Source organism: Variovorax atrisoli (genome assembly GCF_014195185.1).
GTDB lineage: Bacteria > Pseudomonadota > Gammaproteobacteria > Burkholderiales > Burkholderiaceae_C > Variovorax > Variovorax atrisoli.
In genome coordinates this window covers 679,125-702,175 of record NZ_JACIBG010000002.1, presented here as the reverse complement: position 1 = coordinate 702,175, position 23,051 = coordinate 679,125, and the positions used below count along the sequence as shown (strand labels likewise).

At 63.3% G+C, this 23,051-nt stretch carries 23 protein-coding genes; 15 read left to right on the top strand and 8 right to left on the bottom strand.

Annotated elements, in window-relative coordinates; genetic code table 11:
• Positions 1-28: 28 nt before the first annotated feature.
• The 3 genes from FHY06_RS10145 to FHY06_RS10135 are packed head-to-tail and all read left to right on the top strand — an operon-like array spanning position 29 to position 3,029.
• A complete protein-coding gene (locus tag FHY06_RS10145) occupies positions 29-1,231 on the top strand; it encodes an amidohydrolase family protein (RefSeq protein ID WP_184604749.1) in 1,203 nt (400 codons plus the stop codon).
• Positions 1,228-2,529 carry a cyanate transporter gene (locus tag FHY06_RS10140; RefSeq protein WP_184604747.1) on the top strand — a complete coding sequence of 434 codons (1,302 nt, stop codon included), beginning with the start codon at positions 1,228-1,230 and terminating at the stop codon, positions 2,527-2,529. Before FHY06_RS10145 ends, FHY06_RS10140 begins: the two co-directional genes overlap by 4 nt.
• Before the next feature lie 5 nt (positions 2,530-2,534).
• Positions 2,535-3,029 (top strand): nucleoside deaminase, encoded by a 495-nt coding sequence (locus tag FHY06_RS10135; protein ID WP_184604745.1) that lies wholly within the window; start codon positions 2,535-2,537, stop codon positions 3,027-3,029.
• A 22-nt stretch (positions 3,030-3,051) separates the two neighbouring features.
• Here FHY06_RS10135 and FHY06_RS10130 read toward each other — a convergent pair whose 3' ends face one another.
• Entirely contained in the window at positions 3,052-4,422 is a 1,371-nt protein-coding gene (locus FHY06_RS10130) for a serine hydrolase domain-containing protein (RefSeq protein WP_311733676.1), read from the bottom strand.
• A 658-nt stretch (positions 4,423-5,080) separates the two neighbouring features.
• Here FHY06_RS10130 and FHY06_RS10125 point away from each other — a divergent pair.
• Together FHY06_RS10125 and FHY06_RS10120 are read left to right on the top strand one after the other, a co-directional pair.
• The gene (locus FHY06_RS10125; protein ID WP_184604742.1) at positions 5,081-6,070 is read left to right on the top strand and encodes a patatin-like phospholipase family protein; all 990 of its coding nucleotides are present in this window, start codon (positions 5,081-5,083) and stop codon (positions 6,068-6,070) included.
• 56 nt (positions 6,071-6,126) lie between these two features.
• Positions 6,127-6,681: a ricin-type beta-trefoil lectin domain protein gene (locus tag FHY06_RS10120; protein ID WP_184604739.1), complete on the top strand. Its 555-nt coding sequence runs from the start codon at positions 6,127-6,129 to the stop codon at positions 6,679-6,681.
• A 19-nt stretch (positions 6,682-6,700) separates the two neighbouring features.
• Here the strand turns inward: FHY06_RS10120 and dkgB are convergent, their stop codons facing one another.
• A complete protein-coding gene (dkgB, locus tag FHY06_RS10115; RefSeq protein WP_184604737.1) occupies positions 6,701-7,513 on the bottom strand; it encodes a 2,5-didehydrogluconate reductase DkgB in 813 nt (270 codons plus the stop codon).
• Positions 7,514-7,584: 71 nt separating this feature from the next.
• A complete protein-coding gene (locus tag FHY06_RS10110; RefSeq protein ID WP_126182505.1) occupies positions 7,585-8,787 on the bottom strand; it encodes an MFS transporter in 1,203 nt (400 codons plus the stop codon).
• 222 nt (positions 8,788-9,009) lie between these two features.
• On the opposite strand from FHY06_RS10110, the gene FHY06_RS10105 reads away from it, so the two are divergent.
• Entirely contained in the window at positions 9,010-10,182 is a 1,173-nt protein-coding gene (locus FHY06_RS10105; RefSeq protein ID WP_184604734.1) for a TIR domain-containing protein, read from the top strand.
• Positions 10,183-10,487: 305 nt separating this feature from the next.
• Positions 10,488-10,799 (top strand): hypothetical protein, encoded by a 312-nt coding sequence (locus FHY06_RS10100; protein WP_184604732.1) that lies wholly within the window; start codon positions 10,488-10,490, stop codon positions 10,797-10,799.
• Positions 10,800-11,080: 281 nt separating this feature from the next.
• On the opposite strand, the gene FHY06_RS10095 is transcribed toward FHY06_RS10100, so the two are convergent.
• Together FHY06_RS10095 and FHY06_RS10090 are read right to left on the bottom strand one after the other, a co-directional pair.
• Entirely contained in the window at positions 11,081-11,452 is a 372-nt protein-coding gene (locus FHY06_RS10095; RefSeq protein WP_132752211.1) for a hypothetical protein, read from the bottom strand.
• 326 nt (positions 11,453-11,778) lie between these two features.
• Positions 11,779-12,807, bottom strand: coding sequence for a porin (locus FHY06_RS10090; protein WP_184604730.1), 1,029 nt, complete (start codon positions 12,805-12,807; stop codon positions 11,779-11,781).
• Positions 12,808-12,968: 161 nt separating this feature from the next.
• On the opposite strand from FHY06_RS10090, the gene FHY06_RS10085 reads away from it, so the two are divergent.
• The 6 genes from FHY06_RS10085 (at position 12,969) to FHY06_RS10060 (ending at position 18,408) form a co-directional block, all read left to right on the top strand.
• The gene (locus FHY06_RS10085) at positions 12,969-13,919 is read left to right on the top strand and encodes a LysR family transcriptional regulator (protein ID WP_132752213.1); all 951 of its coding nucleotides are present in this window, start codon (positions 12,969-12,971) and stop codon (positions 13,917-13,919) included.
• Between the two features lie 189 nt (positions 13,920-14,108).
• Positions 14,109-15,074 carry an isopenicillin N synthase family dioxygenase gene (locus FHY06_RS10080; protein WP_184604728.1) on the top strand — a complete coding sequence of 322 codons (966 nt, stop codon included), beginning with the start codon at positions 14,109-14,111 and terminating at the stop codon, positions 15,072-15,074.
• 2 nt (positions 15,075-15,076) lie between these two features.
• Positions 15,077-15,838 carry an alpha/beta fold hydrolase gene (locus FHY06_RS10075; RefSeq protein WP_184604725.1) on the top strand — a complete coding sequence of 254 codons (762 nt, stop codon included), beginning with the start codon at positions 15,077-15,079 and terminating at the stop codon, positions 15,836-15,838.
• Positions 15,839-15,872: 34 nt separating this feature from the next.
• Complete coding sequence (locus tag FHY06_RS10070; RefSeq protein ID WP_260310214.1) at positions 15,873-16,865, top strand: ABC transporter substrate-binding protein; 993 nt, start codon at positions 15,873-15,875, stop codon at positions 16,863-16,865.
• Positions 16,862-17,635, top strand: a complete 774-nt coding sequence (locus FHY06_RS10065; RefSeq protein ID WP_184604723.1) for an ABC transporter ATP-binding protein — start codon at positions 16,862-16,864, stop codon at positions 17,633-17,635. The genes FHY06_RS10070 and FHY06_RS10065 overlap by 4 nt, the downstream gene beginning before the upstream one ends.
• A gap of 2 nt (positions 17,636-17,637) precedes the next feature.
• Entirely contained in the window at positions 17,638-18,408 is a 771-nt protein-coding gene (locus FHY06_RS10060) for an ABC transporter permease (RefSeq protein ID WP_260310213.1), read from the top strand.
• A gap of 12 nt (positions 18,409-18,420) precedes the next feature.
• Here FHY06_RS10060 and gcvA read toward each other — a convergent pair whose 3' ends face one another.
• On the bottom strand, positions 18,421-19,401 hold the full coding sequence (gene gcvA, locus FHY06_RS10055; protein WP_184605031.1) for a transcriptional regulator GcvA: 981 nt from the start codon (positions 19,399-19,401) through the stop codon (positions 18,421-18,423).
• A 248-nt stretch (positions 19,402-19,649) separates the two neighbouring features.
• Here gcvA and FHY06_RS10050 point away from each other — a divergent pair, with 248 nt between their 5' ends.
• The gene (locus FHY06_RS10050) at positions 19,650-21,104 is read left to right on the top strand and encodes an MFS transporter (RefSeq protein WP_184604721.1); all 1,455 of its coding nucleotides are present in this window, start codon (positions 19,650-19,652) and stop codon (positions 21,102-21,104) included.
• A 73-nt stretch (positions 21,105-21,177) separates the two neighbouring features.
• Here FHY06_RS10050 and FHY06_RS10045 read toward each other — a convergent pair whose 3' ends face one another.
• Together FHY06_RS10045 and FHY06_RS10040 are read right to left on the bottom strand one after the other, a co-directional pair.
• The gene (locus tag FHY06_RS10045) at positions 21,178-21,483 is read right to left on the bottom strand and encodes a hypothetical protein (protein ID WP_132752216.1); all 306 of its coding nucleotides are present in this window, start codon (positions 21,481-21,483) and stop codon (positions 21,178-21,180) included.
• The gene (locus tag FHY06_RS10040) at positions 21,480-22,025 is read right to left on the bottom strand and encodes a hypothetical protein (protein ID WP_132752217.1); all 546 of its coding nucleotides are present in this window, start codon (positions 22,023-22,025) and stop codon (positions 21,480-21,482) included. Before FHY06_RS10040 ends, FHY06_RS10045 begins: the two co-directional genes overlap by 4 nt.
• A gap of 406 nt (positions 22,026-22,431) precedes the next feature.
• Here FHY06_RS10040 and FHY06_RS10035 point away from each other — a divergent pair, with 406 nt between their 5' ends.
• Entirely contained in the window at positions 22,432-23,001 is a 570-nt protein-coding gene (locus FHY06_RS10035; RefSeq protein ID WP_019656726.1) for a DUF3455 domain-containing protein, read from the top strand.
• Positions 23,002-23,051 lie beyond the last annotated feature (50 nt).

Sequence of the window (23,051 nt, the reverse complement as noted above, 5' to 3'; positions counted from 1 at the left end):
CTGAAGATAAAGAAACGGAACGCCCCACATGCCATCGCTCCTGATCCGCAACGTGCGCCCCATGGGTGCATCCCCCGTCGACGTGCTGGTGCAGGACGACCGCATCGCCGCGATCGGCCCGGAGCTTGCAGCTCCCGCCGGCGCCGCCGTCGAGGACGGCCACGGCGCCTTGCTGCTGCCCGGCCTCGTCGAAGGCCACACGCACCTCGACAAGACGATGTGGGGCATGGACTGGTACCGCAACGAAGTCGGCGTGAACCTCATCGACAAGATCGAGAACGAGCGCGCCTTCCGCCACGCCAGCGGGCATGACGCCGCCGCCCAGTCGCTGGTGCTGGCCAAGGCCTTTCTCGCGCTCGGCACCACGCGGCTGCGCACGCACGTCGACGTCGACACCCAGGCCGGCCTGCGCCATCTCGAAGGCACGCTGCGCACACGCGAGGCGCTGCGCACGCTGCAGCAGATCCAGGTCGTCGCCTTCCCGCAGTCGGGCCTGCTGGGCCGGCCCGGCACGGCCGAGCTGCTCGACCAGTCGCTGGCGATGGGCGCCGACGTGCTCGGCGGCCTCGACCCCTGCGCCATCGACGGCGATCCGGTGAAGTCGCTCGACGTGCTCTTCGGCATTGCACACAAGCACCAACGTCCCGTCGACATCCACCTGCACGAGCCCGGCGCCATGGGCGCCTTCTCGCTCGACCTGATCCTGCAGCGCACCGAGGCGCTGGGCATGCAGGGCAAGGTCGCCATCAGCCACGGCTTCTGCCTGGGCGACGTGAGCGAGCGCGAGCGAGAGGCACTGCTCGCCCGCATGGCGAAGCTGGGCGTGGTGCTCGTCACCAGCGCGCCGCCCTCGCGCACCGTGCCGCCGCTCATGGCCTGCAGGCAAGCCGGCGTGACCGTGCTCGGCGGCAATGACGGCATCCGCGACACCTGGTCGCCCTACGGCAGCCCCGACATGCTCGAGCGCGCCATGATCATCGGCCTGCGCTACAACCTGCGCCGCGACGACGAGATCGAAGTGGCGCTCGACACCGTCACGCACTCCGGCGCACGCGGCTGCGGCTTCGAGGCCTATGGCCTCGAAGCGGGCTGCCGCGCCGACCTCGTGCTGGTCGATGCGCAGACCGTCGCGCACGCCGTCGTCTCGCGCCCCGTGCGCAAGCTCGTGGTGGCGGGCGGCTGCGTCGCGGCGCGCAACGGCGTGCTGCGGGCCGACCTGACCTTCCTGTGAAGGCGGCGCAAGCAAGCCGGAACAGCCGCGACGGAGGCATCGCCTTCGCGATCGTCATCGTGCTGGTGGCGCTGAACCTGCGCGCCTTCCTCACATCGAGCAGCCCGCTGCTCGAACCCATCCGCATCGCGACCGGCATCGGCTTCCATGCGGTGGCATTGCTGACAGTGCTGCCGATGTTCGCGATGGGGGCCACCTCGCTCTTCGGCGCGGCGGTGGGCCAGCGCATCGGCCCGCGAGGCGGCGTCGCGCTCGGGCTCGCGGCCATCGCCGTCGCCTGCGCCAGTCGATACGTGGCCGGCGGCGCGGCGGCGCTGCTGTGGAGCGCCGCGCTCGCCGGCGCGGGCGTGGGCCTGGTGCAGGCGCTGATGCCCGGCGTGGTGAAGCAGGCCTATCCGGCGCGCATCGGCGTGATGACGGGGCTCTACTCCGCCGCCATCATGGGCGGCGGTGGCCTGGGCGCCATGGCCAGCCCGTGGGTGGCGCACGCATTCGGCGGCGCGCAGCCCGACTGGCACGCGGGCCTCGCGATCTGGGCGCTGCTCGCCGTCTTCGCGCTGCTGTACTGGCTCAACATGCGGCGCATCGAATTCACATCCAACGCCGAGGGGCCAGGCCTTCGCAGCCTCTCGTGGCTGCGTTGCTTCACGAGCCGCCGCGCGTGGCTGCTGGCCGCATGCTTCGGCCTCATCAACGGCGGCTACACCAGCCTCGTCGCATGGCTGCCGCACTTCTATGCGCAGCAGGGCTGGACCGCGCAGCAGGGCGGATCGGTGCTCGCGCTGATGACTGCCGCGCAGGTGGTCTCCGCACTCGCCATGCCCGCCATCGCGCGCAGCCGCGGGCGCGACCTGCGGCCCTGGCTATTGCTCACGCTCGCTGCCCAGCTCGCGGGTTTCTGCGCGCTCACCTTCGACGCGCCCGTTCCCGCAGTCGCGATCGCCATCGTGCTCGGCTTCGGCCTTGGTGGCGCGTTCTCGCTGTGCATGGTGCTTGCGCTCGACCACCTGCCTGACCCCGCACAGGCCGGAGCCCTCGCGGGTTTCATGCAGGGCGTCGGCTTCATGATCGCCGCGCTCGCGCCCTTCGTCACCGGCTGGGTGCGTGAACACACCGGCGGCTTCACGCTCGCGTGGGCCTACCTCGCGACGGTCGTCGTGGTGCTGCTGCCGCTCATGCTGCGATTCGATCCACGCCGCTATGCCGACGCCACGGCAGGTCTTTTCGATACACGAGGCGCGCGGGCCGGTGCACCATCCATTGCCGCGCTCGACGGCGCGGCCACCAGAAAGGTCTGAACACCATGTACCAGGAACAATTCATGCAGCGGGCGATCGCCCTCTCTGCACAAGCGCTGGGCGAGCCCGGCACCGAGCCCTTCGGCGCCGTCGTCGTGAAAGACGGAACCATCGTCGGCGAAGGCTTCAACCACTCCGTCGCGCATCACGATCCGACGTCGCACGGCGAGGTCGAGGCGATCCGCGATGCATGCCGCAAGCTGGGCACCGTCAACCTGCAGGGCTGCGAGCTCTACACCTCGTGCGAACCTTGCGCAATGTGCGTGGCGGCGATGCACATCGCGGGCATCGCGAAGCTTTACTACGCGGCCTCGCTCGCCCAGTCGGGCAAGGCCTTCGACGGCGTGACCGTGGCGGCGCGGCATCCGATCGATGTGGAGGCGTTGCGGGCCGAGGCCGGGGCGACACTGGCGCAGAGAAGCCTGCCTGCGGAGCAGAAGATGGATCGGGAGGCGGTGGAGGTGCTTTCGGACTGGGCTGCGACGCGCAAGGCTCCCTGAGCGCCTTGCCCGCACGCGTCGGCTACTTGAGCGCCGACACCACCGCATCGAAGAATGGCAGCACGGGAAACACGCCACCGCCCATCGGGTCCGTCTGCGCGCCCCAGATCACGATCACGACCTTTTCCTTGCGGTTGATGTAGATCTGCTGGCCCATGATTCCGGTCGCGTAGAAGGCACCGTCCGTGGCTGATTGCCCGCTCGGCGGTATCCACCAGAGGTAGCCATAGTTGATCTTCGTGCCGGTGCTCAGCACCTTGGGAGTGCCCGCTTCCGTCACCCAGCCCGCGGGCAGCACCGGCTGCCCGGCCGCGACGCCGTCGTTCATGATGAACATGCCGAAGCGGCCATAGTCGCGCAGCGTCGCGCTGATGCCGCTGCCGCCGATCTCCACGCCGTCGGGCGAGTCGAGCCACCAGTTGGCCTGTGCCTCCATGCCGAACTTGGACCAGATCTTTTCTGAAAGGTACTGTGCCAGCGGCTTCTTCACCGCGTTGCGGACGATCTCCCCGGCCACCTGTGTTTCGCCGGTGCTGTAGTTGTAGACGGCGCCGGGCGTGGCCGCGCGGGGGAGCTTGCTCATCAGGTCCATGGCCGAGCCCGGCTTCTGGCTGATCTGTGCTTCAAGCAACTGGCGGCGATCGGAGTTTGGATCGGTGTAGGTTTCGTTCCACTTGGCGCCCGAGGCCATCATCATCACGTGGCGCACCGTCGCGCCGTCGTAGGCGCTGCCGGCCAGCCGGGGAACGTACTTGACGACCGGGTCGTCGATGCTGGCAATGTAGCCGTCCTTCACCGCCGCGCCGATCAGCGTCGACGTGATCGACTTGGCCACCGACATCGACATCCAGCGCGTCTTCTGCGTGTTGCCGTACTGGTACGTCTCGTTGGCGATCTTGCCGTCCTTCAGCACCAGCAGGCCCGCGACGCGGTTGGTCGACATGAAGTCCGCGAGCTTGTAGGTGGCAGTGCCCACAGTGAAGTTGAGCTGCGTCAACTGCGTGGCAGCCATCGCAAGCGCATAGGGCGTGCCGCCAGGCTCGATGGTGCGCGTGGGAAAGAGCCGGTCGATGTTGCGGTACGTGTGGACGGCCAGGTCTGGAGACAGTGCGCCGTCGTAGATCTGGCGCACCGTGCCGATGGGCTCCGACGCATGCGGATAGCCGCTGCCCGTGCCTGTATCGCCACCGGCACCGCTACCACTGCCGCCGCCGCCGCTGGCCGGCGGTGCCACGACGATCGGGAGGACGGCTCCGCCTCCACCACCACCTCCGCCGCCACCCCCACCACCGCAAGCCGCGAGCAGCGCCGAGGTCGCAAGCAGGCAGACCGGCAACGCGGCGCGCAACGGACGCGCAAATACGACGAACACCCTCCGGAGAACTTGATCCACGCGAATCTCCTCGTCTGTTTGTTGGCGATGGCACCTGCGCGCCATGGGCTGGGCATTGCACCCGGCCGCCGCGATGATCGCACCCATCTGCTCCGGCGCCAAACCGGCCGTCGGATTCACGACGATGTTGTTACTCACCACTCTGCCAGCCGCTCAATAGAGTCACCACGCGGCGCCATTCGAAGCGCGCCAAGAGGAGCTGGCAATTTTCATCACCAGAAGCAGCAGCGGCGACAGCGCGACGAAGCCGCTTGCCGCCCGCGTTACGCATGCGCTCGAAATCCATCGCAACGTTGCGGCATGCAACGCGCATATCGCACTCGACCGCCACAGCACACACGCACTCACAGCAGCACTGATGCTGCCTTGCTACAAGGCCGAGTTCCGCACCCTCGTGCTCGCAATGAGCTCGGAAGAAGAGCGCGAACTTAGGTACGCGCTCAATGCTTCCTGCGCGAGCGTTGCCTGAAGAAGAGAACCTTCGCGGCAATTTCAGCCGCTCCAGGTTTCATTCCGAATGCTTGCGCGGCTTGCGGAATTACAGAGTTGGATTGAACGGGATTCCACTCGTAGCGGCAAACGTCCGAGGCGCCCAGACTCCGCTTCCCTGGCCGGGAAGTCATTTCATGGAAGTCATTTCTCTTGAAAGGAGTTGGCTATGGCGGAAAACGCAAAGTTCACGATCCTCTCGTTCGTCGGTGGCGGCATACGAGGGCTGATGTCGGTATCGGTCCTGAACAAGCTGTACGCGAAGTACCCCCAGATCATCGACAACAGCGACCTCATCGCAGGTTGCTCGACGGGCTCGATCATCACGAGCGAGCTGTTGGCGGGCAAGTCGCCGCAGGACCTCATCGATCTCTTCACCAGCCAGAACGGCGAGATCGGGTTCTACGAAAAGATGAACACCGACCCGAAGCGGCCCGCGTACCCCATCGACGAGGTCTACGCTTCGCAGGTCGCGTTGCATGGCAACACCAAGGTCCAGGACATCGTCACGAGGAAGGTGCTCTTCGTCACCTTCAACGTCGGCGGGCTCGAGGTGAAGAACTCGGTGCAGACGGCCATACCGTGGCAGCCGGTCATGTACACCAACTTGATCCCCGGGCATGGCGACGTGGAGATCGCCAAGGCGGCCACGTCCAGCGGCGCGATGCCGGGGCAGCTGGGCTCGTTCGACGGCAACGTCGACGGCTGCTTCTTCAACCACGATCCGACAGTCGCGGCGATCGCGCTCGCGGTGAAGGCGGGCCATGCGCTCGAGGACATCGCGGCCATCACCATCGGTACAGGCTACATGCCCGACTGGATCGCCAGCGACACCCACGACTGGGGCGCGGACCAGTGGATGAACGGCGTTGCGAACCCCTTCAACAATTCTCCGCCGTTCCTCATGAACCAGGTGAAGTCGTCGCCGGTGCTCGACATGAGCCTGAACGGCACCTCGACCGAGCTCATGCCGATGCTCGCGAAGATGCTGCTGGGCGACCGCTATACCAACATCAACCCGACGCTGCCCTTCTTCGTGCCGGAGAACACGGTCTACCCGCAGGCCCTGCAGCTGCTGCAGGACAAGGGCGCCAACGCGGACACCACGTACGCCGAGGGCCTGGTGCGGCAGTACTGGGTCGAACACGCGCTCGGCTGAGCACCGATCAACCACCTGCAAGCAAGAAAACGCATTCCAGGAAAGGAGAAACGACGATGTCGATCACCGCACAAGGTGCCGCAGCGCCGGCGCCCGCATCCACACCCGCGATTCCCATCGAGAATCTGGACCTCGGACCCTACAACATCCAGTACCTGCCAGACGGCCATTACGTGCTGGACGTGAACGGCAACAGCCCCGTCAAGGGTGCAGGGGTCATCGGGTACAAGCTCAAGCTTCCGCAGGCCGGCAACCAGCAATGGCTGTTCATTCCCGCGCCCGATGCACCGGGCTGGTGGTATCTGCAGACGCAGATGGGCACCGGGTTCGTCGTCACGCTGAAGCCCGATTCCACGATCGTGCCCACGCCCCTCGTGATGATGCCTCCCGGCCTGGCCGATGCCGACAGGCAGCTCTGGAGCCTGCTGTCCACCGAGGAGCCCGGCTATTGGTACATCCAGTGCAAGTCCGGGGCGAGCAATTCGAATGCGCCGCTCGTCATCGGACTCACGGACAACAAGTCGGAGGCCGGCGCCGTGGCCGGCCCCATCAGCTTCAGCGGGTTCCGCGCGCAGGCCTGGGGCTTCAGGCCCGTGGGCAACGCGGGCTGAAGAGCACTGCTCAGGGATCTCAGTCCCAGGCCGGCGAAAGACCGGCCGGGTCCGTCAGCCGCTCATTGCGGTCGAGCGCCGCGATCTGCGCCATCTCGGCGTCCGTCAGCGTCAATTGCAGCGCCTTCAGGTTGCCCTCGAGGTTCGCGCGCTTGGTGGACGACGGAATCACTGCGTAGCCCAGCTGCATCGCCCAGGCCAGCACCACCTGCGCGGTGGTCGCGCCGTGGGCCTTGGCAATCGCCTCGATCATCGGATCGTTGATGACCTTGCCGTAGGCCAGCGTCATGTACGACGTGATGTGGATGCCCGCGCTCTTCGCGAATTCGGCCACCTTGCGGTTCTGCAGGTAGGGGTGCAGTTCGATCTGGTTGGTGACGATGTTCTGCGCGCCCACGGCCGCGATGGCTTCCTTCATCAGGGCGATGTTGAAGTTCGACACGCCGATGTGCCTGGTGAGCCCTTGAGCCTTGGCCTCGGCCAGTGCGCCCATGAACTCGGCCACCGGCACCGCGTTGCCGGGCGATGGCCAGTGGATCAGTGTCAGGTCCACATGGTCAGTGCGCAGCTTCGCGAGGCTTTCCTTCAGGCTGGGCACCAGCTTGTCCTTAGCGTAGTTGTCGGTCCAGATCTTGGTGGTGATGAAGAGGCTTTCGCGGGCGACGCCGCTTTCAGCGATGGCCTGGCCCACCTCGGCCTCGTTGCCATAGATCTGCGCCGTGTCGATGGCGCGGTAGCCCACGTCGAGGCCGTTCTTCACCGAGTCGATGACCACCTGGCCCTTCAGGCGGAAGGTGCCGAGGCCGAAGGCGGGAATGGGGTTCGTGTTCATGGTGTCGTCCTTGTGCGTTGGAAAGAGAAGAAGAGAGAGATGAGAAGAGAAAGAAAGAGGAAGAGCAGAACTCAGTGGCCGGCAGGCACCGGCCCCGAGGCCCGCACCGGAATGCCGGCACGGCGGTCGAGGGTTCCGCTCCATTGCGTGAGGGCCAGCGACACCAGCACCACCAGCGCACCGATCCACGGCGTGTGCATCAGCCCCAGGTGCGTCACGATCAGACCGCCGGCCCAGGCCGCGCCGGCAATGCCCAGGTTGAAGGCCGCGATGTTCAGGCCCGAGGCCACGTCCACCGCCTGCGGCGTGAAGCGCTCGGCCTGCTTCACCACGTACACCTGAAGCCCCGGCACGTTGCCGAAAGCCACCGCACCCCACATCAGCACCGCCAGCAGGGCCAGCCACTTGTGCGGTGCCGCGAAGTTGAAGAGCAGCAGCACCGCGGCCAGCAGCGCGAAGATGATCTTCAGCGCCGGAATCGGGCCCTTGCGATCGGCCAGCTTGCCGCCCCAGATGTTGCCCACCGCCACCGACACGCCGTAAACCAGCATCACCCAGCCCACGGCACCGGCGCTGAAGCCCGACACCTCCGTGAGGATCGGCGCGAGAAACGTGAACGGAATGAACGAGCCGCCATAGCCGATGGCCGTCTTCGCATACACCAGCAGCAGGCGCGGCTCGGCCAGCACCTTGGCCTGCTGCGCCAGTGAGGCCGGCGGCGTGTGGCGGATGTTGCCGGGCACGAAGACCCAGCTGCCGATGAACGCGATCACACCCAGCGCAGAAACAGCCAGGAAAGTCTCGCGCCAGCCGAAGTGCTGTCCGATGAACGTGCCGAGCGGCACGCCCGTGACCAGCGCCACCGTGAGGCCCGTGAACATGATCGCGATGGCGCTCGCCGCCTTTTCCTTCGGCACCAGGCCGGTGGCGATCGTCGAGCCGATGGAGAAGAACACCCCGTGCGCCAGCCCCGTGAGCACGCGGGCGGCAATCAGCGATTCATAACTCGGCGCCTTCCACGCCAGCAGATTGCCGAGCGTGAACAGCGCCATCAGCCCGAGCAGCAGCGCCTTGCGCGGCAGCTTGCCCGTGAGCGCGGTGAGCACCGGCGCGCCGATGGCAACGCCCAGTGCATAGAGGCTGACCAGCAGGCCGGCGGAGGGGAGGCCGATGTGGAGGTCGGCTGCGACTGTGGGGATGAGGCCAACGATGACGAACTCGGTCGTTCCGATGGCGAAGGCGCTGAGGGTCAGCGCCAGTAGGGCGATGGGCATGAGGGCACTCCTTCTTGGATAGGAAGGAGTGTCTTGCGACTACCCTTGCGGATAAATGGGGGGTGTGGCAGAAGATAGTTGCTTCGGACGCAAATATAAGCACGGGCTCTGCTCTCAATTTCGCACAGAAAGAGGGGCGAGTGCATCTGCGACGATCAAGAAAATGCACCGTAGACTTATTCGCTCGTCTGAAAACTATCACTCTTTAGAGGGACATGAGAGATGCTGAAGATATTCATGAGCTACGCATCTGAGGATAGGGAGCTTGTACGTCCTTACTTCGGGCGCTTCAAAGCCATGGGCCTCGACCCGTGGATGGACATTGAGAAGTTGCTCCCAGGACAACGATGGGAGGGCGCTATCGAGAAAGCATTCCGAGAAGCTCACGTCATCGTGCTTTTCATGAGTCCACGAAGCGTAGACAAACGTGGATTCGTTCAACGCGAGGCGAACGAGGCTGTGCAGAATCTACGGCTCTACAAGCCGGACGACATCTACGTGATGCCGCTCATGTTAGAGAAATGCGAGGTGCCTCATCAGATCGCATCAATCCTGCAGTATGTTGATCTCTCAACTCCTGGGGCATGGGAGGTTATCGAAAAGTCGATCGCGATTGCTGCGGAGCAGCGCAAGATTAGCCTAACAGTCGGCGATGAGCATGGGCCTTTCCGCATTTTCACGGACTCGCTTAAGGAGCGAGCCAAGGGGACTCCTGGCTACGACATTGATATAGCGTTTCCACGGGTTGTCTGTGAAAAGTCGCCTAACTCTGCCTCGCAACTTTCCGCGATCTTTGCTGGACGAGCAGCCTCTATTGCTGCGACTGTGCGAACAGCAACGTGGGACCAGGATCCCTCGCTATTTCCGGCTGACACTGATGGGGATGACGGGTTTTCTGTAAACAGCGATGGTCGATGGGAGTCGTTCAACGTAGTGAATAGCAATGAGGGATTCTTCAGCTTAACGTGCAATGTGAGCTGGTACGGTGCTCGGGCGGCACATCCCAATCATCATTTCGAGACGTTTAACTACTTAATCCAAAACGACAGCCTTCGTTTGTTGAGGTTGTACGATTTCTTCGACACCTACCTCAAGGCTTTAGACGAGATCAGTTCCATTTGCAGGCAACAGCTTGAACGTGAGTTTTGGCGTCGTACAGGCGCGACCCCAGACGAAGAAGCTCGCAAGTGGATTGCGGATGGATGCTCTCCTAACGAGCCAGAGCATTTCGCCGCGTTCGCCGCGCGTGCTGACGGGTTTACCTTTCTTTTCCCGCCTTACCAGGTTGGTCCCTATGCCCTTGGCTCTTGGACTGTCGAGGTTGCCTACTACGACCTGCTACAGCACCTCAGGCCATCGGGTCCACACACTTGGGCAATGGGCGCGCCACAGTAAGCGCCATTGAAGCGCTTCTCGTGCATCCCTAAAAATACCGCAGTCGATATACTGCGGCCCGTCACGCAAAAAAAGCGCGACCGGGTTTGGAAGCCCGTCGAAGTTCTGCGACGAAAGCCGCAGCCACCGCACATGGTCTGCGGCTTTTCTGTTTGCGCCTCCAGTTTTGGCGGCTCGAACGGGAAGGCGCGAGCCTTGCCGGTTCTCGTCAGAGCTTCCCGGTCTTCCAACCCGTTCGAGCTGCCGCCATCGTTTGGAAGCGGTTGCGGCGGTTGTTGCAAAACCGAAGTTCTGGGAGGCCATACATGGCTGAATCTGCATCCGCGTCAGCGCAGTCAAGCGCTCGATCTACACCCCTCAACCTCGACGATCTCGCCCTGCAAGCCTGCGACGACGCCGAAAACCTCAACGACGTGATGCGCGCCTACGCCGCGCTCAGAAAGCTCGTCGACACCAGCGCCCTGAACGACAGCGAGGAGCTCACCCCCAGCCGCACCGAACTGAGCGCCTTGCTCGGTGTGCTCAACGACGCGCTGACGGCGCGCATCGACGCCATCAACCTCGCGGCCGGCGCGGTACGCGAAGCGCTGCAAGGGGGCAAGCCGGGCCTCGCGTGAGATAGCCGGCGGCGAAGAGTCCGTTGTTCATTCGGGCAGCCGGTCTGGCCGGCTGATCGTCCCCGCGCAGGCTGCGCGGCGAGGCTTGGATGTGCAAGGGCTCTTCGAAGTCGTTCCTCAGTGCTGCGCCGGCAACTGCGGCCGCTAAGCGCCGTGGATCATCAGCATGACCCAGAAGGTCACCCACAGCGCGCCGGCTCCAAGCAGATACATGCCCAGCAGAAAGGCAACCAGATAGCCGATGCGTTGCCAGATTCGAGGGGTGCTCGAATTTATCCGTGTCATCGTGGAGCCGGAGGCTGGTAGAGAGGGTCGCCCTTTTGGCACGGGCATTCGTGCGGGCAGGCCGGAAGGAAATCGATATCGACGCGCTTCACCAAGTCGCTTCCCTCTGGGGCCGGGATGGCGGCGACATACCCTTTGGTGGGCAAGTCGACTTGGCGCACCTCAAATTGCAAGTCTTCCCTGAGGACTCTTGCGACGTTCCTGGCGCGTTTCACCCCTGGATTGCTCGCGTCGTGCTCGCCGAATGCCGCTTGCGTCGAAAGAAGAAGCGACTCGCGATTCGGATACTGCAATCGGAGCATGACCGTCCAATTGGCGAGCTTGAGAACCTCCTTGGCTGGCACGGTCGCCGAGTTCCGCTCGAACATGACGCCGATGCTTCTGCTCGGGCTGCAAGCCCGTGCGTCTGGCGCAAGCAGAACAGCAAGAGATGCAAGAAGGTATCTCGGGAAAGATTGCCAGCAGCCTTTCATTTCGAAGCCTCGGCTCGACGCCGTGCTCGATGTGCCGGCAGGTGTCGGCTTGCACTCGCATCAACGCTCCAAACCATCGGGCCGACCGGGATTGCATCCCGGCAGCTTCGAAGTCTTCAAGTTCGGATATAGCTGTATCGCCGCAAAGTCGTTGATTACAAGGTCGGCGCTTCCCCTTTCTCGGTATCCCTCTTTGAATGAGCCAGCGATACGGGCCCCGCTCAGAACCGATGCCGCAATCCCAGCGCGAAGGAGCGGCCCGAGGAAAGGCCGTCGACACGTTCGCTCATGGCGGCCCAGTAGACGTCAGTCCGTTTCGACAGGAAATGGCTGTAGCCCAGGGTCACGGTACGACGGTCGGCCGCGGCTGCGTCGAGGAGAACACCGTACTGGGCAAAGGCCCGCCCCGGCCCGAGTGGTACGGAAAGGCCCACACCATGGATGTCGAATCGGTTCCGTGTCGATTGATTGTTGACTCGCCCTGTCTGAGCGAAGAGTTTCGCGACGCCAAAATCGTATGACGTACTCAGCTGCGAGGTCTCTGTGTCCGCGCTCGTGGCGCTATTCCTGGCTTTCTGCCACGCGGCCCCAAGGCCGAAGCCCGAACGCATGTACGTGACGCCGGCGCCGACCTTTCGCCCGCCGTTGCCTTCGGGGAGCGACGCAGAAGCGCTAACGATGAACCCGGACATGCTCGGGCTGGTGTAAGCGATCGAATCGTTCCACACGCTGTCGCCGGTCACCGTGCCGCTTCTGTAGTAGTGCCGAATGGTCGGTGAGTAGCCGAACGATCCTTCTACTGCATTGAACAGGACGGAGTTGGAAAACAGCGAGGTCGCGCTTCGGCCGAAGGTCAATCGACCCCATTTCGGGTTCGAGATGCCGACAAAGCTGCTGCGGCTCCAGAAGGCGTCGCCTGCGTATCGCCCTTGTTCTCCGTCGTCGGCCCGAAAAAAGGTCTCGAGCTGGAAGATGGCCGCCCAACCGCCGCCAAGGTCTTCTGCGCCCTTGAGGCCATACCAGCTGGTCGTCAGGCTGCCGCTTGAAACATTGCTTGTAGCGTGCTTCGATCCGGCCGCTCGGGTGCTTCCGATACTGATGTCGACAAGCCCGTTGAACGTAACTGACGACTGGGCGCTTGAGGAGTTCGCATGAAGCAGCGATGCCGCACACAGGGCGAGGGCGGCGGATGCGCGCGATGGGATGAAGGCGCAGGGCTTGGGGGTGAGCGGGTTGGAAGTGTGGCGCATGAGGCATTCAAGGTCGTTGAGCCGCGGATGCTAGGAACAACGCATCGCCCGCGATAGCAGCAAATTCGTTCCATCCCGTTGCGCATTTCGCATCGGGCACGAATATCGCGGAGCCGGTGAATCGCGCGCACGGTCGCGCCTACGCTCCCGAGCCCAATGCCATGCACATCCACGCAAGAACCCTCAAATACTTCGACATGATCCGCCGGTGCAAATCCATCAGGGAGGCCGCTCGACACCTTCATGTCTCGGCGTCCGCGGTCAACCGCCAGCTACTTCAGCTCGAGCAAGAGATCGGTTCGCCGCTTTTCGACCGGCTGGTCGGCGGAGTCCGGTTGACCGCCGTGGGCGAATTGTTTGCGCGCCATGTGACGACGGTTCTCCAGGACCAGAACCGGCTCCTCAGCGAACTGGACGCACTGCGCGGAATTCGCAGGGGCGAGGTGAAGATTGCAGCCGTCGAGGGCGTGAATGCCGACGTACTTCCGAATGTCCTGGAAAAAATGGCGACCCTGCATCCCATGGTCAAGATATCGGTCGTGACCGGAGGGTCGAGCCAAGTCGCACAGGCGGTGGTTGATGGCGATGCCGACCTGGCTCTTGGTTACAACGTCCAGCGATCCGAGCTGCTGCGCCAGTATGCGGTTGGCAAGTTCAAACTTGGCGTCATCATGCCGACCGCACATCCACTTGCGACGCGCAAGAGCGTGACGTTTTCCGACTGCTCGGGCTACCCATTGATCCTGCCCGGCCAGTCGTTATCGATGTACCCCCAGATGCGCTCCTTACTCATCAATCACAAGCGGCCACTGACGGTGGTGCTGGAAAGCGCCTCGATCGAGCTTGCCAGAACAATGGCTGTCAGGGGTGTCGGCCTTGCTTTCCAGACCCGGATCGGTATCGAGAAGGAGATGATGGAAGGCTCCATGGTGCACGTTCCCCTGGCCGGGCCCAATCCGATTTTCTCGGAGCTCGGCGTGTATGCCCGTGAAGGACGATGGATTCCCCCGGCCCTGGATGCTCTGCTTCGCGTGCTCTCGGAGGAAATCGTCCGGTGCGAGGCCGAGGAGGTTCGACTGCCGAGTTCGCTCGATGGTGCATCGGCGCGGTGAGATTTGCCAAGAAAGCCCTGGGCTGGTGCATTTTTATCAGGTGGCGTTGCTCTCGCGCACCTGTCTGGTGGTCGGATTTTTCGACCCGCTGGTGTTGCGCATCAGGCAACGCCACGAGCGATATTCAGTGCTATCTGATGCACCGAATCGTTCCTAGGATGGCGGCACGTTCCATCCTCACAGGCAATCATGAATCAACCTATCGACCATGCCACGGTCCCCCTGATTGATATCGGGGGGCTGCATTCGCATGACATCGCTCAGCGCAGGGCGGTTGCACAGAACCTGCGCAAGGCGTGCGAAAACAGTGGCTTCTTTTACATCAAGAATCACGGGATCGAGGCTGAACTGATCCGCAAGGTTCTGGCGGAGACCGCGACGTTCTTCGACCAGCCGGAACCGAAGAAGCTTCAGGTATCGAAGGCGCTTTCTCGATGCAATCGAGGCTACGAGCCTCTGCGTGCGCAGACGCTGGAAGCCGGCGCGCCTCCGGACCTCAAGGAAAGCTATTACCTGGGCATCGAACTTCCCGATGACCACCCGTCGGTGATAGCCGGCAAGTTCAACCACGGACCGAATCAATGGCCTGCCGACCTGCCGAACTTCAGGGCGGTCGCTACCGATTACTTCAGTGCCTTGTATCGCCTCGGGGGCGTCATGATGCGCGGATTGGCCCTTTCGCTGGAGCTGCCCGAAGACCATTTCGACGGCTTTCTTGATGGTGCGGCCGCCAATCTGCGGTTGCTTCACTATCCGCCACAGCCCGCCGTAGCGCAGCCGGATGAGAAAGGTTGCGGTGCGCATACCGACTTCGGTGCCTTGACCTTCCTCCTTCAGGACGAAGCAGGCGGGCTGCAGGTGCAACCCGCAAACACGGGCAGATGGACCGACGCACCGCCGATACCTGGAACCTACGTCGTGAACATCGGCGACCTGATCGAACGCTGGACCAACGGCCGCTACAAGTCGACCCTGCACCGGGTCATCAACCGGTCGGGCCGGGAGCGGCACTCCGTCCCGTTTTTCTTCACGGGCAACTACGACTGGGTCGTCGAGTGCATCCCTGCTTGCCTGAAGGATGGCGAGGCACCGAAGTACGCACCGATCACGGTCGAGCAACATCTCATGAACTGCTACAAGCGCACGTACGGGTGAGCATGCACCACCATCTCGTACTTATCCACGGCGCTTGGCAGGGAAGCTGGGCGTTCGACGCCTGGTTGCCATATCTGCACGCCAGAGGTTGGCATACACAGGCACTGGATCTGCCGGGCAACGGCTGGGGAACGCCTGGCCCGGCAAGCCTGCCTGCGTACGTCGACCATGTCTGCGCAACGGTCGATTCGGTCGGGGAACGGGTCGTTCTCGTGGGCCATAGCGGAGGCGGGCTGATCGCGACCGCGGTGGCCGAGCGCATCCCCGGGAAAATCCAATGCCTCGTATACCTCGCGGGCATGATGCTGCCGTCGGGCTTGAGCTACGCAGAGCTGCTCAGACACGCAGCCTGTGATTATCCCGGGCAAGATCTTCGTGGCATCGGACCCCACCTGGTATGGACGCCAGATCGCCGCTTCAGCTGCGTGCCCGAGGCGGCTGCGCTTTCCTTCTTCCTGCAAGACTGCGAAGAAGGCGCTGCCCGAAGGGCCGCTTCCCTGCTCAGACCGCAGGCGGAGACCGGCCGGGCAATCTCCGTGGACTGGACTGCCCAACGTGCAGGACAAGTGCCCCGCGTCTATGTGGAAGCGCTGCGGGATCGCTCCATCCCGCTTGTGATGCAAAGGCGCATGCAAGCACTTGTGCCGGGCGCACATCGTATCGAACTGGATTGCGGGCACGTCCCCCAACTTGCGAATCCCGAAGAACTGACGCTACGGCTGGCGGCGACCCTCGCGACCGTCCCTGCGATCACGCGCACTTAGCTTAGATACACGATATCCCACCGAAAGCTCTCTCATGCACTTCAAGACATTCCTTACGGCGGCTTCTATTGCGCTGGCGTCCGTCACAGCCGGTGCTGCCGAGCGGCTCACCTTTCAGCTGGACTGGCTGCCCAACGGCGACAAGGCCTTTGCATACGTGGCGCTCAAGCAGGGGTTCTACGCGGCGGAAGGCCTGGATGTATCGGTCGTTCCCGGCCGGGGATCTTCGGACGCAATCACGAAAGTTGCGACTGGCGCTGCGGACGTTTGCAACGGTGCCATTGCGTCATTGATGATGGCGGCCGCCGAGTCGCCGGTCCCCGTCAAGGCTGTGATGTCGGTCTACTCCGTGCAACCCGACGCGCTCTTCACCATCGCCGGAAGCGGAGTGAACGAACTCAAGGACCTGACGGGAAAGACCGTGGCGATGCCCACGTTCTCGTCCTCCAACGTGCTGTGGCCCGTCATTCTTCGGGCCAATGGCATTGACCCCGGCAAGGTGAAGACGGTCAAGGTCGACCCGAGCGCACAGGCACCTATGCTCGCGCAGGGGCGGGTTGATGCCACCATCAATTGGACCACCGTGGTCCCGCAGTTCGACGAAGCCCTGAAGCAGGCCAACAAGAAGCTCTCGGTCATCGAGTGGTCGAAGTACGGGTTGGACGGCTATGGCATGAGCATCTTCGCTTCGGACAAGCTGATCAGGGAACGCCCGGAGGTTCTCGCGAAGTTCCTGCGGGCGACGGTCAAGGCCATTCGCTTCTCGATCGAGAATCCCGACAAGGCGGCGGCCGATCTCAAGGCGGCAGTGCCAGAGACGGACATCAAGGTGGCTGCGGCGATGTTTCGCGCCTCCATTCCGCTGATCGACAACCCAATCTCGAAACGCGATGGTTTTGGAGCATTCGAGCCGAAGCTCCTCGAGGCAACCTGGACCTGGGTGTACAGGTCCATGAACTACCCTGCGGACAAGGTGAGGCCGGAATCCCTGGTCGATCGCTCGTTCCTTTCGAAGCTCGGCCGATGAACGACGTCATCAGCGTCCACGGTGTTGGACAGACTTTCGTCGGCCGCGACGGTTCCAAGGTGACTGCGCTGCAGAACGTCGACCTGAAGTTGCGCCGCCATGAGTTCGTTTCTCTTATAGGTCCATCGGGCTGCGGAAAGTCGACGATCCTGCGCTTGATCGCCGGACTTCTGCAGCCTTCGGAGGGGGAGGTCAAGATCTACGGCATGCCGGTCCTGGAACCTCGCGATGAGATCGGCATGGTTTTCCAGCGACCTACGCTGCTTCCATGGGCCAATGTGGTCGACAACATCACTTTTCCCATGAAACACAAGCATGGGCGAGTCGATGACCGCGACCGCAAGCACGCACGCGAATTGCTGTCGATGACAGGCCTGGCTGATTTCGCCGAGCGAAACCCCAGCGAGCTGTCTGGTGGAATGCAGCAGCGCGTTGCCATCGCGCGCTCGTTGCTGCACGACCCGGACATCCTGTTGATGGACGAACCATTCTCTGCACTGGACTCCCTGACTCGTGACGAGATGAGTCTGGAGCTGTTGCGTATCTGGACGGAGCGTCCGAAGACGGTCGTCTTCGTGACGCATTCGATCCAGGAAGCCTTGCTGCTGTCGGACCGCATCGTGGTCATGAGTGCCCGGCCGGGGCGAGTCTCGGAGATCATCGACGTGCCCTTCGCGCGTCCAAGAACCATCGACACGCTTGCCGATCCTGCATTCAATGCCATGGCAAACGAGATGCGGATCAAACTTTTCAGCCGCAGCAAGGAGTGACCATGACCGAACGCAGAAATAATCTGCTGCTTGCAGCCATGGACCGGCATCTCGCAATCGTCGTGTTCATTGGCGTCGTGGCGGTGTGGGAGATGATCTGTCGGACGCTGCAAGTACCCCAGTTCATACTGCCTGCGCCCAGTGCGATCGGCGCAAGCATGGTCGAGATGAGTTTGCATCGATGGATCGAGCACGCCTGGACGACGCTGTCGGTCGCATTGACCGGCTACTTCTGCGCGATCCTGATTGCACTTCCTTTGGCCATTGGAATCGTCAAGTCGAGGTTGCTGTCCCGTCTTGTCCTTCCTTGGCTGGTGGTAATTCAATCCACGCCCATCATCGCCGTCGCACCTATCCTTGTGGTCACTCTTGGAACTGGCAGCTTGCCCAAGGTCGTGATCACCATGCTCATCACCTTTTTTCCGATCGTGATTGCAACGGCAACCGGATTGGCGGCTGTTCCTCCCGAGTTGGTGGAGTTATCCCGGTCCCTGCGGGCGCCAGTCCGCCGCCAATACCTTCAGATTCGCCTTCCCTATGCGGCCCCCTTCATATTCGCTGCGCTCAAGGTTGGGGTGACGCTGAGCATCATTGGTGCCGTGGTCGCGGAGTTCGTTGCCGCTGAGACGGGGTTAGGCTACCTGATCCTTTTCTCGACGTCTTCGTTCAAGGTTCCCACTGCTTTCGCTTCTCTCACTATCCTGGTCGTAATTTCTCTTTTGCTCTACGCATTGGTCGATCTTCTGCATCGTCGACTTGTCTCCTGGCAGTGAGGACTCACGAAATCACCAGTTGGGCTGGAGGGTATTCGGGGCTTCAAGCCAGTCGTGATCGTCAGGCTGGCCCGGTTCGCTTTTCATCTCCCCCAGCATCCATTCCCGAAACGCCACGACCCGCGTGTCTTCGCTGTTCTCCTGCGGATACACCAGGTAGTAGGCATACGGCGGCGCCATGCGCACGCCGACGTCGAACAGCCGCACCAGCCGCCCCTGCGCCAGGTCGCCCGCGATCAGGTCCAGGTCGGCCAGCCCCACGGCGCCGCCTTCGAGTACGGCCTGCACCACGAAGCTCGAATCGGCAAAGCCCACGAAACGGCTGTCGTCGATGTCCTCGTCGTCCACGCCGGCCGCGGCCATCCACACGCGCCAGTCGGGCCAGGTCATGGTGTCGGTCTTCCAGTCGACATGGCAGAGCATGAGGTCGTGGCGAAGCAGGTCACGCGGCTCGTTCAGCGGCGGACCGTTCTCGATGAGCCTGGGGCTGCACACGGGCACGATGAGGGTGTCGAAGAGCCGCTCGGCGTGCGCGCCTTCATAGCTGCCGGTGCCGAAGCGGATGGCAATGTCGATGTCGTCGGCCTCGAAGTCGCGCAGCTCGTCGGTGATGTCGAAGCTCAGTTCCAGCCCAGGGTTGGCGGCCCTGAACTTCGGCAGTCTGGGCAGCAGCCAGTTGGTGGCGAAGCGCGCGCTCAGCGACACGCGCAGTTGTGCCGCGCTGCGCGCCAGTCGGCGGGCGCGGCCGGTGGCGCGGTGCAGGGTGTCGAGCGCATCGGCGGTCGCCTCGAAGAGCAAAGCCCCGGCCGGTGTGAGCTGAATGCTGCGGCTGTTGCGCGTGAAGAGCACAAGGCCTAGCTGGTCTTCGATTTCCTTGATCTGGTAGCTCACGGCCGCGGGCGTGAGCCCCAGTTCGTCTGCCGCGCGCGTGAAATTGCGGTGCCTCGCGGCTGCCTCGAAGGTACGCAGCGCGCGCGTGCCGGGCAGGGGCATGCCGCGGTTCGTGGCGGGGGCGGTGCTTGTCGTCATGGTCGTGGCGTTGGTGTTGACGTTGGCGTGCGTGGCAATGGGCGAGCGGTCTGGCGATACATCCATCGATCGACGATCAATCGATCGACTCGATCTTCAAGTCTCGCTTGATGCTCCGTTGAGAACTACTCGTTTCCCAAGCCGCGAGCGGCGCGGGAGGATTGGCCGAACCAGCCGATCAACCAATGAACAAGCGAGCGAGTGAACCAACGATGTCTGCCAGCCAGATGAACGACCCGGGCGGGGCCTGCCCCGTGACCGCGCAGAGCAACAGCAACAGCAATAGCAACAGCAACAACCACGATCCCCTGCATTGGCCCGCGCGCATGTGGATCGCGCTGCTCATTTTCAGCGGCGTGATTCTGCTGGACGGGCTCGACATCTCGATGATCGCGGTGGCAATCCCCGAGATCCAGCAGGCCTTCGGCATCGGCGCGGCCACGGCGCAGTGGCTGGTCAGTGCGTACATCCTGGCCTTCGGCGGCTTTCTGCTGCTGGGCGGGCGCTGTGCCGACCTGTTCGGCCGCAGGCGCGTGCTGGTGGCGGGGCTGGCGGTGTTCGCGCTGGTGTCGGTGGGCGGCGCCTTCGCCACCGACGCGGGGCTGCTGATCGTCTCGCGCTTCGTCAAGGGCATGGCGGCGGGTTTCACCGGGCCGGCTGCGATGTCGCTGCTGACCACCACCTTTGCCGAAGGTCCAGCGCGCAACAAGGCCTTCGGCATCTTCAACCTCTTCGAGGCCTCGGGGTACTCGTCGGGCCTGCTCATCGGCGGGCTGCTGGCGGCACTGAACTGGCGCTACATCTTCGTGCTGCCGATTCCGGTCGCGGTGCTGCTGTTGCTGGCCGCGCTGCGCTACCTGCCGCCCGATGCGCCGCGCGCAAAAGGACAGCAGCGGCAGCGGCTCGACATCGCCGGCGCCGTCACGCTGGTGGCGGGCATGCTGCTGATGGTGTTCACGGTGGTGTCGGTGGAGGAGGCGGGGTGGTCGTCGCCGCGAACCGTCATCGGCTTCGCGGTGGCTGCGGCGCTGCTGATGGCTTTCGTCGCCATCGAGCGCACGGTGAAGGAGCCGCTGGTGCGGCTGGGCATCTTCCGCAATCGCGGCCTGGTGGCCGCCAACATCAGCGCCGCGCTGCTGTATGGCGGTGCCATGGGCTTCCAATTCTTGATCGCTCTGTACCTGCAGAACATCCAGGGCTGGAAGCCGTGGCAGATGGCGCTGGTGCTGCTGCCGGCGGGGCTGATGGTGGTGGTGATCGGGCCGAAGATCGGCGCGCTCATCAGCCGCTTCGGCGTGACGCGCGTGCTGATGGTCGGCCTGCTGGCCTTCGTGCCGTGCTACCTGCTGATGCTGCGAATCGGACCTGAGCCCGACCTGTGGGGCGTGCTGCTGCCGGCTTCGGTGCTGTGGGGTCTCGGGTTTGCGCTGAGCATCTCGGCGCTGATGGTGGCGGGGACGAACGGCGTGGCCGACGACGAGCAGGGGCTGGCGGCCGGGTTGCTGAACAGTTCGCTGCAGGTGGGCGGTGCTTGCGGGTTGGCGGTGCTGACTGCGGCGATTGCGCCCGGAACGGAACTGGGGATGCTCCATTCGGGAGTGTGGGTGATTCTTGGGTTTGCCGTGTTGACGTTGGTGGCGCAGGGGGTGAGGGCAGGTCGGCGATAGCGGGTCGCTTGGCGCCGCAGCGGGGGCGATGCGACGGGTTGCCGAAGTCGGGAGTCGGTGCGTCCGATCGCTGTCACAGTCCGTAGACGGCGACGATGGTCAAGAAACTCAGCCAAAGGCCTGCGGCACCCAGCAGAGTCATCATGGCGGAGAAAGCCACGAAGTACCCGATCCGGAGGGAGAGCCCGGACGCAGCTGGAACGAACTTCACATAGATGAAGACGGCCCATAGCAGCAGTGCAGAAACCTCCATCGCCACCACCGACTCGGACATCGCGAGGATGCGTTGCTCGTCCAGGTAGCGCAGGCTGATGCTGAGCAGGGGTATCGCCAAGGTCCACGCCAGCATGTTCAGCGGTAGCCACAAGCGTTTGCTCATCGGATCGCCTCGCCCTTGTAGTAGTGACCAGGCAGGGGGTTCTCCCAGCCTGGGGTCTGATATCCAGGCGCTGAGACGATAGGCACATGACCCATCACGCTCCGCAGCAGGCCTGCAACATAGGAACTGCTGTTGTATTCGCCGGGACGCATGATGGAGCCTCGAACGTTCTTCGGAATGGAGTACGGAGACACGTAGCTCGCGAACTTCTGGGAGTTGACGATCAACTGGCGGGCAAACTCCTGCCGGCTCATGCCCTGTGGAGGATTCAATGGCATCTTGAAGACCGCTCCTCCGGGGAGTGAATTTGTGTAGCGGTTCGTGCGGATCAGCCCTAGGCTGCGCACCCCGGCCTCAAGCAGGGAGGGCTGACCATCAATCACGGTGATGCCACTATACGCATCGTCGATGATGATGGAGAAATGCAGGTCGGGTTCAGGCCAACTGACATATCCAACAGGCTTTGCGGCAATGCGCCCATAGAGTGTGACGTTGGGCTCCGAATGCTGCGCGTGCGCGACCGAGTTCGTGTTCGATGACATTTTTCTCCCTTTGATTGACCATCGTTCTGGCTGAGCTGCCGCATGAACAGCTGTTTCGACGCAACTTCGTTCCGGCGGTCCGGTCAGCGAAGATTCGACACCCCTCTGACCTTGACCTGAGAGCCGGCATACGAGGGCGCTACCGCCGAGATGGTGGCGATCCAGATCTTCCAGTTCACTTCAAATCTCTGAGTGGATGACGCAGCAGGTGTACCCGGCCACGATTGAAACGACTGTTGCCTATCGTCAATCGACCGTTCGTATTTCACGATGCGGCGCGCATGCGATCCCGGGCTCGCTGCCCCATCAAAAAAATCTTCCACCCCCTGCATCCAAATCCGCCACTGGCGTGTAGACCCCTCAGCAGCGAGGAGCTGCTGACCTTCTACAACCCAGGAGAAATTCCATGCACACCTCCCGTCCCGCCCGTTCGCTCGCCGTTCTCGGCGCCGTCAGTGCCGCTGCTGCGGTGCTCACCGCCTGCGGCTCGATGTCGATGACTCCCGCCTTCAACCAGTCCAGCCTGCCCCCCACCATCCAGGTGCCGGCCGGCAACAAGGTCGCGATGGAAACGGTGGGCAAGGGCGACATCACCTATGAATGCCGCGACAAGGCCAATGCCCCGGGCCAGACCGAGTGGGTTTTCGTCGGCCCCGACGCCAAGCTGCTGGACCGCAGCGGCAAGCAGGTCGGCAAGTACTACGGCCCGCCGGCCACCTGGGAATCGAACGACGGTTCGAAGCTCACGGCCACGCAGCTGGCGGTAGCGCCCTCGGGCCCGACCAGCCTGCCGTACCAGCTGGTGAAGGCCAACCCTGCCACGGGCAGCGGCGCGATGACGGGCGTCACCTACATCCAGCGCGTGGCGCTGCAAGGCGGCGTGGCTCCCACGACGGTGGCCTGCACGCCGGCCAACAAGGGCCAGAAGCAGATCGTGCAGTACCAGGCCGACTACATCTTCTGGAAGGCGTCCTGACCGGGGGGCGATTCGGCGGCGGGGCCGCGGGCTCCACTACCATCGGGCCG